At 62.0% G+C, this 12,452-nt stretch carries 9 protein-coding genes; 1 reads left to right on the top strand and 8 read right to left on the bottom strand.

Annotated features, from left to right (window positions below; all coding sequences use genetic code 11):
- Positions 1-11 precede the first annotated feature (11 nt).
- Positions 12-2,720, top strand: coding sequence for a ComEC/Rec2 family competence protein (locus ACP_RS12255; protein WP_015897645.1), 2,709 nt, complete (start codon positions 12-14; stop codon positions 2,718-2,720).
- Positions 2,721-2,739: 19 nt separating this feature from the next.
- Here ACP_RS12255 and ACP_RS12250 read toward each other — a convergent pair whose 3' ends face one another.
- The 8 genes from ACP_RS12250 to ACP_RS12215 all read right to left on the bottom strand — a co-directional run bounded on the left by ACP_RS12250 (position 2,740) and on the right by ACP_RS12215 (position 12,449).
- Positions 2,740-4,224 (bottom strand): NADH-quinone oxidoreductase subunit N, encoded by a 1,485-nt coding sequence (locus tag ACP_RS12250; protein WP_015897644.1) that lies wholly within the window; start codon positions 4,222-4,224, stop codon positions 2,740-2,742.
- On the bottom strand, positions 4,221-5,798 hold the full coding sequence (locus ACP_RS12245; protein WP_015897643.1) for a complex I subunit 4 family protein: 1,578 nt from the start codon (positions 5,796-5,798) through the stop codon (positions 4,221-4,223). Before ACP_RS12245 ends, ACP_RS12250 begins: the two co-directional genes overlap by 4 nt.
- Positions 5,798-7,429, bottom strand: a complete 1,632-nt coding sequence (locus ACP_RS12240) for a complex I subunit 4 family protein (protein WP_015897642.1) — start codon at positions 7,427-7,429, stop codon at positions 5,798-5,800. The genes ACP_RS12245 and ACP_RS12240 overlap by 1 nt, the downstream gene beginning before the upstream one ends.
- Positions 7,426-9,489 carry an NADH-quinone oxidoreductase subunit L gene (gene nuoL, locus ACP_RS12235; RefSeq protein ID WP_015897641.1) on the bottom strand — a complete coding sequence of 688 codons (2,064 nt, stop codon included), beginning with the start codon at positions 9,487-9,489 and terminating at the stop codon, positions 7,426-7,428. Before nuoL ends, ACP_RS12240 begins: the two co-directional genes overlap by 4 nt.
- Before the next feature lie 34 nt (positions 9,490-9,523).
- A complete protein-coding gene (gene nuoK / locus ACP_RS12230) occupies positions 9,524-9,847 on the bottom strand; it encodes an NADH-quinone oxidoreductase subunit NuoK (protein ID WP_015897640.1) in 324 nt (107 codons plus the stop codon).
- The gene (locus ACP_RS12225) at positions 9,844-10,362 is read right to left on the bottom strand and encodes an NADH-quinone oxidoreductase subunit J family protein (RefSeq protein ID WP_015897639.1); all 519 of its coding nucleotides are present in this window, start codon (positions 10,360-10,362) and stop codon (positions 9,844-9,846) included. Before ACP_RS12225 ends, nuoK begins: the two co-directional genes overlap by 4 nt.
- A gap of 312 nt (positions 10,363-10,674) precedes the next feature.
- Positions 10,675-11,883: an NADH-quinone oxidoreductase subunit NuoH gene (gene nuoH, locus ACP_RS12220; RefSeq protein ID WP_015897638.1), complete on the bottom strand. Its 1,209-nt coding sequence runs from the start codon at positions 11,881-11,883 to the stop codon at positions 10,675-10,677.
- Positions 11,880-12,449, bottom strand: a complete 570-nt coding sequence (locus ACP_RS12215; RefSeq protein WP_015897637.1) for a 4Fe-4S dicluster domain-containing protein — start codon at positions 12,447-12,449, stop codon at positions 11,880-11,882. Before ACP_RS12215 ends, nuoH begins: the two co-directional genes overlap by 4 nt.
- Positions 12,450-12,452 lie beyond the last annotated feature (3 nt).

Genomic DNA, 12,452 nt, shown 5'->3' with positions numbered 1-12,452 from the left:
CCGCAGGCAGCATGGCAACGCGAGCGATTCCTGAACAACACCCGGTGGCCATAGTGGCACGCAAAATCTCTCGCCGGTATTTTTCTGCACCGATGCTACTGGGCGCCCTGGGATTTGCCGCAGGCATTTTGCTTGCGCGCATGTGCTGGCGCACGCCCGCGCTGCTGGGCGTGGCCATGCTTGCCATGGCTGCGGTGGCATGGATGGCTACTTTGCGAAAGGTGCTGCCAGGCATCGCCCTGGCGGCGGCCCTAGCGTGCATGGCGCTGGCGGGCGCGTGGAGTTGGGAGATTGCGCCGCAGCCCTCCACGGAAAACGCTGCGCTGCTGGTGCAGTATAGCCACCAGAATCGCAATGGGCGCAAGGTCAGCGGCGAAGACCATGTGGAAGGCATGGTGGCCGTGGCGCAGGCTGTGCGCGAGGAAGATTGGCACGCATTCTATTCGCGCAAGAGCCGGGTGGAGCACAGCCAATATGCTGATCTGCGTGCGGTGCGGATCAATGGCCTCGCGCTTCCGGCAGATTTTGGTGTTCGCGTCGGGATCTATGCACCCGAGGATGCGCGCTTCCCCACGATGCGCTGCGGTGACGCGGTTGAGTGGACGGGCACGCTGCACATGCCGGAAGAGTTTCATGATCCGGGCGTTTGGGATGCGGCGGAATATCTACGTGGACAAGGCATTGGCGCGGAAGGAAGCACGAAGGCCGCGGCGGTGAGGCTGCTGCCGGCGCACGCGATGAACTGGCGCGCGGAGGTGATGTGCCGCGTCCGCTCATGGCAGCAAAGCGCGGGCCAACAGCTCATGGCGTATGCGCAGAGCCAGCGGAATCTGGCGATGCCGGCGATGCTGCGAATCTCAACTACTGACGCGACGATGCTGACGGCCATGACGACCGGAAACCGCAGCTATTTGACGGGACCCACGCGCACGGGTTTTGAGCGGACGGGGTCGTTTCATCTGCTGGTGGTTTCAGGGCTGCATCTGGCGATTTTCTCTGGCATGATTTTTTGGCTGGCGCGGCGGCTGCGCATGGGCCGTGGATGGGCGACCGTGGCGACCATTGCACTGTCATGGGGCTATGCAGTGTTCACGGGGTGGGGACAGCCGGTGCAGCGCTCGCTGTGGATGGTGGTCTTGTATTTGCTGGCGCGGCTGGTGTGGCGCGAGAAGCAGCGGATGAACGCGATTGGGTTGGCGGCACTGGGAATTCTGGCAGCGCGGCCGGAGGCAGTGGCGGACACGGGATTTCAGATGACGCTGCTGGCGGTGTTTGCCGTGGCGGGAATTGCGATTCCATTGCTGGAGCGTGGAGTGGAGCCGTATCTGCGTGCGCTGGAGCGTTTGTGGGTGCTTCCGATGGATGCCTCGCTGCCGCCCAGGCTGGCGCAGTTTCGAGTGACGCTGCGGATGCTATTACAGCAGGGGCGCTGGCCACTGCGAACGCGAGTGATGCGGTATTTGCTTCCGAAACTATTGCGAATTTGCCTGCGAATTGCCGAACTGGTGATTGTGACGGTGGCGATTGAGGCAGCGATGGCGCTGCCGATGGCTGTGGACTTTCATCGCATTACGATTGCCGGGCTGCCGGTGAACCTGCTGATTGTTCCGCTGATTGGCATTCTTTTGCCGCTGGCGATTGCGACTTTGCTTTGCGTGTTGGCGGTTCCTACGCTGGCGGTGATTCCGGCGGCGGGCACGGCGTTGTTTCTGCATTTTGTTCTATTTTTGGTTACTTATTTTGGGGATGCCCGGCTAGGAAACTGGCGTGTGCCGGAGCCGCTTGCGTTGCAGTTGGCAGGATGCCTGGTTCTGCTGGTGATGGGCATGGGAATGTTGCGCTGGCGGCGCATGGGGTGGGTTCCGGGCGTGGCGCTGGTGGCTTTGAGCGTGGCAGTGCTGCTGTGGCCGAGGCCCATTACGCACGACCAAAGAGCATGCGAGGTGGCGGCCATTGATGTGGGGCAGGGCGATTCCCTGCTGGTCATTACACCAGAGGGAAAAACGCTGCTGATTGATGCGGGCGGACTGGAGGGCAAATCACCGGACGACCATTTCAACATGGGCGAAGATGTGGTTTCGCCGGTGCTGTGGTCGCTGGGGATTCGGCGGCTGGATGCGGTGGCAATCACGCATGGGCATGTGGACCATATTGGCGGCATGGCGGCAGTGATTGCGAATTTTCATCCGAAGCAGTTGTGGGTGGGTAAGAATCCGCAGTCGCGGACTTATGATGTGGTGCTCGCGGAAGCGCGGGCGATGCACGTGGAGGTGGTGCCGCACCTGGCGGGAGACCGCTTCTGGTTTGGGGGCGTGCGCGTGCGCGTGTTGTGGCCCTCTGCTGATTATGAGCCGGGGAGACGCCCGTCGAATGAGGACTCCCTGGTGTTGCGGCTGCGGTATGAAGGCACGAGCGCGCTGTTGGAGGGCGATGCGGAGGCTCCGGCCGAACGACAGATGATTGCGGAAGGCGGGCTGCAATCGAACCTGCTGAAAGTGGGGCATCATGGCAGCCGCACGTCGACGAGGCCGGCGTTTCTGGCGGCGGTGCGGCCGCAATATGCGGCGATCTCAGTGGGGCAGCGTAATTTGTATGGGCATCCCAAGCTGGCCGTGCTGCAGGAGCTGGGGGATGCACATGTCTTGACGTATCGCACCGATATGAATGGCATGACTACGTTTTATCTGGACGGCAAGCATCTGCGCGCGGTGACGGAATAGGCATTTCGCGACGGCAGAGCTAGCGCAACCAGCGCATGAGCAGATTGGGCGCGCAGCCGAGCAGCAACGTGAGCGCGGCCATGACGAGGAGCGTGATGCGGGCCAGTGTGGGGGATGAAAGCGGAGTGGCGTCCTCTGCCATCGGCACGACATAGACCTGACGCAGCACACGCAGATAGTAGAAGAGCGCGACCACACTCATCAGAATGGCAAGGATGACAAGCCAGAGGAGTCCAAAGGCGGGCGCGGCCTGCAATGCGGCGGCGAAGAGCCAGAACTTGGCGAAGAAGCCGACCAGCGGCGGAATGCCTGCCAGCGAGAGCAGAAAGACAAGCAGGCAGGCAGAGAGCGCGGGAGAGCGGCGGCTGAGTCCTGCGAGGGATGAGAGTGAATCGATGCCGTTTGTTTCAAGGATGGCGAGCACGCCGAATGCACCGAGCACGGCCAGCGCATAGGTAAAGACGTAGTAGAGCAGCGCGGCGAGACTCTGTGGCGTATGCGCGATGAGGCCGAGCAGGAGATAGCCCGCGTGGCCAATCGCCGAGTAGGCGAGCAGGCGGCGCAGGCTGGTCTGGGCGAGCGCGGCGAGATTCCCGAGCAGCATAGAGAGCACTGCGACGGCCGCGAGGATGGGCATCCATCCTGGAGCGGAAAGATGCCACGCCGCATTGCCGGAGGCGCTGGCCACGCCGATGAAGAGCACCTGGGCGAAGACGAAGAAGCTCGCTACCTTTGAAGAGGACGCGATGAAACCGGCGCTGAGAGACGGTGCGCCCTGGTAGGCATCAGGAGCCCAGAGGTGGAAGGGTGCGGCGGCGATCTTGAATCCGAAGCCGAGGATGACGAGCACGATGGCCACGAGGAGCAGAGAGTCGGGCTGCGAGGCCGCGAGCGCAATTTGCTGCAGATCAAGCGAGCCAGAGACTCCATAAAGCAGGCTGATGCCGAAGAGCAGAAAACCGGCGGACATGCCGCCAAACAGAAAGTACTTGAGCGCGGCCTCAGCCGAGGCGCGGCTGTGTTTATTGAAAGCTGTGAGGATGTAGAGCACGAGGCTCAAAAACTCAACCGCAAGAAAGATGAGCAGAAGATTTTGCGTGCTGACCAGAAAGAGTGCCGCGACGGTTGCGAATAAGAGCAAGGCGAAGAATTCGCCGATGTGGGTGGTGAATGCGGATACTTCCCTGCCCTGCTGGGCTAACACTGAGCCGGAGAGGAGCGTGACGGCGAGAGTGAACAGCAGCAGCACGACCTGCACCACGCCCGTGCGGGCGTCGAGCACCAGCATGCCATCGAGCAATTGGACCGGCGCAGTGAGAGGCAGGAGTGCGAGCGCCACGAGGGAGCCTGCCACCGAGAGCAGCATGGCGATGCGAGCGCGTACGGCTATTGGAGAGCGGCGCAGCAGCATGCCGTCACAGGCCAGCACGAAGAAGGCGGCGACAGTGAGGGCGATTTGCGGCAGTGTGAGGCGCAGCAGTTCGGAGTAGGAGACCGGGTTCATCGCCAGCCTCCGTTACGCAGAGCCGAGAAGAGCGGAGATTGCAGGCTAGGCAGAATGAGTCGCATAAGAATGTGCGGGTAGAGGCCGACGATGATGGTTGCCGTGAGCAAAAGCAGTGCTCCGGCGCGCTCGGGCAAAGTGATGGGCGGCAGAGGATGTTCGATGGGCGCGGGCGGCTCGTCTGATTGAGCAGCGGGAAAGAATACCCGAGTGAGCGCGCGCCAGGTGAAGGCGACACCGATGAGAATGCCAAGCGCGACAGCGAAGACCATCCATGGCATGGAGCGCCAGACGCCGAGGATGACTTGCAGTTCGGCGATGAATCCGCTGAAACCGGGAAGGCCGACGGAGGCCATGGCGGCGAGGGTGAAGGTGATGGCCGCAAACGGCAATGCGCGGCTGAGATGCATGGGGCCGAGAGCGGCGAGGTCGCGGGTGTGGGTGCGGTCGTAGACCATGCGGCCGACGACGGCGAAGAGCAGCCCCGCGATGATGCCGTGAGAGAACATTTGCAGCACCGCGCCGTCGATGCCGATCTGGCTGAGCGTCATGAGGCCGAGCAACACAAATCCCATGTGACTGACGCTGGAGTAGCCGATGACGAATTTGAAGTCGCGCTGGACGAGGGCGACGCTGGCGCCGTAGACGATGCTGATAAGCGCGAGCAGGGCGAAGACATCACGCCAGGAGCCGAGGCCGAGAATGTGGAATCCCCATGGTGCGAGGCCGAGGGGAAAGAGCATCATGGCGACGCGCAGGCAGCCGTAGGCACCGAGCTTCATAACAACACCAGCCAACAACATGGAGGCAGCAGTGGGCGCGGCGGCGTGGCCCGTGGGCGCCCAGGTATGGAACGGCCAGAGGCCGGCGAGCACCGCAAAGCCCACGAAGACGAGCGGGAAGGCCCACATCTGGAAGTGCTGCGAGAACGGATAGTGAGCGAGGACGGCGAGGTTGAGCGTCTGGGAGCCTGAAGCGGCCCATGCGGCGAGAATGCCAATGAGCACAAGCGCGCTGCCCGCGAAGGAGTAGAGCGCGAGCTTCATGGCTGCGTATTGGCGCGGGCGCGTGTCTCCGTTGGGCGCGGAACCCCAGATGGCGATGAGGAAGTATTTGGGGATGATCGCAATCTCGTAGAAGACGAAGAGCAGGAAGAGATCAAAGCTGAGGAAGACGCCGTAGACTCCGCCGATGAGCACGAGGTAGAAGGCGAAAAACTCGCGGGTGCGATGTTCGATGTTCCACGAAAAGAGGATGCCGGCCATGGCCGCGAGGCCGGTGAGCAGCAAGAGCGTAAGGCTGATGCCGTCGGCGGCGAGCGTGTAGCGGATACCGAGTTGAGGAATCCAGGTAGAGTCCGCGACGACAAGCAGCGAGCCGGGCTGATACTGCAGCACCGCGCCGAGGGTGAGTACGAAGCCGACCAGCGAAGTGAGCAACGCGACCCAGCGGGTAAACTGCGGGCGCGATTGGGGCGTGAGCAGGACAGCGGCCGCACCCAGGAAAGAGGCGTAGATGGTCCACGCGAGTTGCGGAGCGAAAGCGAGCGGCTGTGGAATCGTCGTGAGCGGCATCAGCGATGGGCCTCCGTGGCGCGAACGGGATATCCGGAGGGATTTGTAACTGTGTTGGCAGCAGTTTGCAGCGGTGCGGCCTGCGGGGCGGTCCATTGCGCGACGGTGCCGGTCATTTTGCCTGCGATGAGCTGGGGATAAAAGCCGAGCACCAGCATGAGCGCGATAACCGGAGCGAAGGCGAAGCGCTCCGCAGCGGTGAGGTCAGGCATGGGAGCTTGTTGCTGTGATTCACGCATTGGGCCAAAGAAGACGCGCTGCAGCACGGCTAACAGGAAAACTGCCGTGAAGAGCAGGCCCAGCAGGGCAAGAGCAGCGGCCCAGCCTGCGAGCGGGAAGACGCCTTTGAAGATGAGGAACTCGCCGGGAAATCCGTTGAGACCGGGCAGGCCGAGTGAGGCAAAGATGGCGATGCCCATGAGTCCGCAGAAGACGGGAACGATTTTGCGGAGACCGCCAAAGTCAGTGAGAGCGCGCTTGCCCTGGTTGCGGCGCTCAAGCAACGCAACAAACCAGAAGAGCGCGGCGGCGGTGAGGCCGTGGCTGAAGATTTGCAGTAGCACACCGGTGAGTGCGGCGGATTTTTCAAGGAGCAGGGAGGGGTCTGCTCCTGTAAAGCGCGCGACGACGCAGATGCCCAGCACGCAATAGCCAAGGTGGTTGACCGAGGAGTAAGCGAAGGTGCGTTTGAGGTCGCGCTGCGCCCAGGCAGCCAGCGCTGGCAACACGATGGAAGCGAGAGCGAGCCAGAGCAGCGGAGTGAGCATCTGCTGCATCTGCTCGGGGAAGATGGGCAGCAGGATGCGGAGGAAGCCGTAGACGCCCATCTTGGACATGGCGCCGGTGAGGAGCATGGTGGTTTCGCTGGAAGCTTCGGCATAAGTGGCCGGCAGCCACGTATGGAACGGGACCACGGGTGTCTTGACTGCGAAGCCAAGAAAGACTGCCCAGAAGAGCAGCAGTGCGAGCGAGGAGCCGGACCATCCGGTCCAGGCGAATTGCTGTTGTAGCGCGGCAGTGAGCTGGCCCTGATGCGCCCATTGTGCAAGTGCGAGGAAGTCGAAGGTTCCAGCCGCGAGATAGAGCGCAAGGAACGCGACGAGGAGCGCGACGCTGCCCACCATGGTGTAGAGAAAGAATTGCAACGAAGCTTGTGCGCGTTTGGCTCCGCCCCACTGACGCACCAGAAAGAACGCGGGGATGAGCGTCAGCTCCCAATAGAGGAACCAGTGCAGGAAGTTGAGAGCGGTGAAGGTGCCGAAGAGGCCGCACTCCAGAAAGAGCACCAGGGCGAAGTAAACCGGGCCGTGCGCCGGGTTGCTCCAGGAAGCGATGAGCGACATGAGCACAACGATGGCTGAGAGCACCAGTAAGAGCAGACCGAGTCCGTCAATGCCAACGTGGTAGGTGAGCCCGATCGACGACGCCCATGCATATTGCTGCTCAAATTGCATGCCGGAACTTGCAGCGTTGAAATGAACCCAGAGGGCCAGCGTGCCCAGTAGCGAGGCCACAGCAATGAGGATGGCCAGAGCGCGGGCAAGCGCACGATTGCGCGAGAGCGCGAGTACGGCGAAGGCTCCTGCGAATGGAAGCGCGGTAAGCCAGGTGAGTGGACCTGCGAAGATCATCGCCACCCCCACAGAAGCACCCATGCAGCGAGCACGGCGAGCGCGACACCGAGAGTGCGCAGATAAGTCTGCACGCGTCCGTTTTGCCAAGTTGCGAACAATGCCCCGCTACGGTTCAGTTCGCGGCAACCGAGATCAAAGCCGCCATTGACGGCATGCGTATCGATAGCGGCATCGACATGGCCGAGCAAGCGGGTAAGAGCTGCGATGGCTTGCACCGTACCGCCGAGAATCCAGCGGTCGAATCCGTCGGCTACCACCGAAGCGATGCGCGCGAGGCGCAGTATGGTCGCGTCATAGATTTCATCTACATAGAAGCGTTGCTGCAGCACATGAAAGAGCGTGGGTTGCAGGGTCTGGAGTGCATCAGGATCTGTGGCACGCTCGATTGGCTTGCGGCCATAAAGCCACCATCCGAGGCCGAGGCCCGCGAAGACGATGAGCGAAGAAACGATCATGAGCATGGCGAGATCGGCGGCGGCGAAGCGAGTGAGATCAAGTGTGGCGCGGGTGCTGATGAGGAAGTTGCTGAACCATGGCCATGCGGGCGTGCTGATGAAGCCGAGCAAGACGGCGAAGAGCGCGAGCACGATGAGCGGCACCGTCATGACGGCGGGGCTCTCGTGCGGGTCGCGGATGACGCAGGCTTCTGGCGGGCGCGGTGATGAGAGGTCCGCCGTGGCCTCAGGCAAACGGCGCGGGCCAAAGAAGACGTAGCAAACCTGGCGCGTCATGTAGAAGGCAGTCAGTAAGGCCCCAGCAGCACCGAGATAGAACGGCCCGAGCGAGATGGGCCAGCCGTGCGCGGCATGAAGGATTTCGTCCTTGCTCCAGAAACCGGCGAAGAGCGGAAAGCCGCAGAGGGCGAGCATGCCGCACATGTAGGTCACGAAGGTGATGGGCATGAAGCGGCGCAGGCCGCCCATGTTGCGAATGTCCTGCTCTTCAGTGCAGCCGTGAATGACGGAGCCCGCACCGAGGAAGAGCAGCGCCTTGAAGAAGGCGTGCGTGATGAGGTGGAACATGCCGATGGCGACTCCGCCGACGCCGAGGCCCAGCATCATGTAACCGAGTTGAGAGACCGTGGAATAGGCGAGGATGCGCTTGATGTCATTCTGCGCAACAGCGATGCAGGCGGCGAAGAAAGCGGTGATGGCTCCGACCCAGGCGACCACCTGCAGCGCGGCGCTGATGGTGTGCGGCGTGGCGGCCGCAGCCATGAGTGGATAGACGCGCGCGATGAGATAGACGCCGGCGGCCACCATGGTCGCGGCATGAATGAGCGCGCTGACGGGGGTGGGGCCTTCCATGGCGTCTGGCAGCCAGACGTGCAGCGGCACCTGGCCGGATTTGCCGGCTGCTCCGCAAAAGAGGAGCAAGGCAATTGCGGTGGAGACGGCCATGCCTGCGAGGGTGGTCTGCGTGACCATGGCGGCGAGCGCGGAGTGTTCGAGGCATCCCGCGCCGTTGTTGTAGAAGAGCAGCGTACCGCTGCTCGCATAGAGCCAGACCATGCCGAGCAGCAGGCCGAGATCGCCAATGCGGGTGGTGATGAAGGCTTTTTTCGCGGCGGCGGCGGCTGAGGGCTTATGGAACCAGAAGCCGATGAGCAGGTAGGAGGTAAGGCCGACGATCTCCCAGCACATAAAGAGCAAGAGCAGGCTATTGGCGAGGACGACGCCGAGCATGGCCCCGGCAAAGAGCGCGAGGAAGCAGAAGAAGCGCGTGAAGTTCTCATCATGCGCCATGTAGCCAAGGCTGTAGATAAAGATGAGCAGGCCGACGAAGGTGACCATCACCAGCATGACGGCGCAGAGGGGATCGAGAATCCAGCCAAGTTGGACCCACTGCGAGCCAAATTGCAGCCAGTTGAAGTTGTAGACCTGGCGGACAGGATTGGCGATGGTCTGGACCAGAGCGACGAGCGAGAGTAGCAACGAGATGCCGAGCGAGCCGATGGCGAGCGCCGCTGCCGGAACGCGACGCTGCCGCGGCATCAGCGCGATGAGAGCCGCCGCCAGCATGGGGAGCGCAGGGATGAGCCAGAGGAGCTTAAGCAAGGGTTCGACTCCGGAAGGTGCAAGATGACATGCGCTACCCCTTCAGTTCCGTGATTTCGGTTACATCCGATGTATTGGCGTGACGGTAGATCGCCACGATGAGCGCGAGGCCCACGGCGGCTTCGGCTGCGGCCACGGCGATGGAAAACAGCACGAAGAGGACGCCGGTGAGCGGATGAGTTGCCGAGGCTGCATGCGGACCATAGCGCCAGAAGGCGATGAAGTTCAGATTGGCAGCGCTGAGCATGAGTTCAATGCCCGCAAGGACGAGAATGGCGGAACGGCGCGTGATGGCTCCGGCGAGGCCAACGGCAAAGAGCAGCGACGCGACGAGCAGACAAGCGGTGAGCGGGGTCATGATGTGGGCGCTCCTTGCTTTGAGGGCTTCTCTCGCAGCGCGATGAGTACCGCACCGATGAGCGCGGCGGTGAGCAGCAGGGCCAGCACTTCAAGCGGCAGCACATAGGGCTGCATGAGCGCTTCGCCGATCTGCCGGACCGTGGCCATGGGCGCAATGGGTTGCGCGGGGGCTGCATGCACGAGGCGGCTGGAAATAATAGCGCGCGCAAGCACGGCAAAGACCGCGAGCGCGATGAGGCTACCGGAGAAAGCCGTGCGAGCCGCGGGCATGGCCGTAACCTCACTGCTGCGCGTGAGCAGAATGGCAAAGACAATCAGGATGGCCACTGCGCCGACGTAGACGAGTAATTGGGCGAGGCCCGCAAACTCCGCACCGAGGTTGAGGTAGAGCGTGGCGACCCCGGCGAAGGCGAGCACCAGCGCGAGCGCACAGTGAATGAGCCGCGCCATGGTCATGGCGGCAACGGCGCTGGCGAGCGTGAGAAATGCGAGAATCCAGAAAGATACAGCCATGGTTACCTTTCCCCCAGGCGATACCGGAAATCAGAGACCAAGGCCGCGATGCAGGATGTTTGCGGCGTATTGGCGCTCACTTCTTGTCTTCATACCTCAGGGGCTAAAGCCCCCTCTTTTTTGTAGCTCTGAGCGGCACGGCTAAAGCCGTGCCCTGATACAAACGGCTTGGCGCTGAGATTACGAAGCTTTCAGCGGCACAGCTGAGGCTCAGTCCTGATGCCGATTGATTCGGTTCCGTGGTTATGAAGCCCTCAGCGGCACGGCTATGGTTATGCCCTAATGCGAAATGATTCGGCGCTGTGGTTGGGCTCATGACTCCTCCGCATAGCGATAGACTCGCTTCTCGATGCGGCGGCCGTGTTCGAGGCCTCGCGCGAGCAATATATAGGGCACGGCGAGCAGCAGTGCGCATGCCAGCCAGCGAACCACAGGCCAGAAGCCGCTTTGCGGGAAGAATCTCCAGATGCCCGCGGAGAGAATTTCGAGCAGCGTCATGGGCAGCATGAATTTCCATGCGAAGTTCATGAGCTGATCCATGCGCAGGCGCGGAAGTGTGCCGCGAATCCAGATGAAAGTGGCGATAAGCACGAGCAGCTTTGCGAAGAACCAGCACCAGGATGGGATCCAGGTGAGAAAGCTGAAGGGCGCGGACCATCCGCCGAGGAAGAGGGTGATGCCGAGGCCGCTGACGGCAAAGATTTCAAGATACTCGGCAAGGAAGAAGAGTGCGAATTTGAAGCCGGAGTATTCGATGAAGTAGCCGGCGATGATCTCGGACTCTCCTTCGGGTAGATCAAACGGGCTGCGATTCGTCTCGGCTGCTGCGGCTGTCATGAAGAGGAAGAAGCCAGCGAATCCCCAGGGCGTGAAGACATACCAGTGCGGGAAGATTCCGGTAAAGCCGGCCTGCGCCGTAACGATCTGCTCGGGTGAAAGCGTGCCGGCAATCATGATGACGGCCACCGACGAGAGGATGAGCGGGATTTCGTAGCTGATCATCTGCGCGATGGCGCGCATGGCGCCGAGCAGCGAATATTTGTTGCGGCTCGACCAGCCTGCCATGAAGACGGCGAGCTCGGTTGCAGAGCCGATGGCGAAGAAGAAGAGGATGCCCGCATCGAGATGCACGGCGATCATGTTGCGGCCGATCGGCAGCACGGCGTAGGCCAGAAAGGCGGTGCAGACGATGACGACGGGCGCGAGGAAGTGCAGCAGGGCGTCGGCGGAGCGTGGCACGATGTCTTCTTTGGTGAGCGCTTTGATGCCATCCGCTACGGGCTGCAAAAGGCCCAGCGGGCCGACACGATTGGGGCCGAAGCGATTTTGCATGCGACCGAGGCCCTTGCGCTCCAGCACCGTGGTGAGCGCGAAGAGGCCGGGGAAGATGGCGAGAATGGGGACGATGATCAACAGGATCGCCGCCAGCGGCTGCAGGGGGGCGGGGGTGTGCGCGACGAGCCAGTGGTCGAGGTTGACGAAGACTTGATCGACGGATTGCGCGGAAACGAGAGTCATCATGCGCCGGCCTCTTTCTGCGCGGCAGCGGCGGCTTTGGCCTCTGCCTTGGCGACGTCGTCTGCGCGGCGCGTATCGACCTCGGCGGCCTCAGTGGGATGAATCTGCCGGTAGTGGCTGTTGGGCTTCGCGAGTTGCTCCTTAGTCCAAAGCAGGCCGTCGAAGCGATCACTGGTGCTGAGTTCAAAGGCCGTATCCATGCGGATGGCGTCGAAGGGGCAGACCTCGACGCAGATCTGGCAGCTCATGCAGACCGAAACATCGATGTTAAAAACGGCCGGATAAAACTGAGACTTGCCAACGTAATCCGGCTTTTTGTCTGTGCTCTTCTCGATGGTGATGCAGTGCGGCGGGCACTCCTTCTCGCAGATGTGGCAAGAGACGCAGCGCAGGCCTTTCTCTGCATCGTCGCCGTCATAGAGCAGGAAGGGAAAGACGCGCGAGGCTTCGGGCAGCGGATGCCGCTCCTCGGGATACTGCACGGTGACGAGGCGATCCTTGTCGACGAAGCTGCCGAAGAAGTTGCGGGCGGTTTCGATGAGTCCTTTGGCAATGCCTTCACCGAGCATATG

The organism is Acidobacterium capsulatum ATCC 51196 (assembly GCF_000022565.1).
Lineage (GTDB): Bacteria > Acidobacteriota > Terriglobia > Terriglobales > Acidobacteriaceae > Acidobacterium > Acidobacterium capsulatum.
This window is presented reverse-complemented; position numbering and strand designations above follow the sequence as displayed.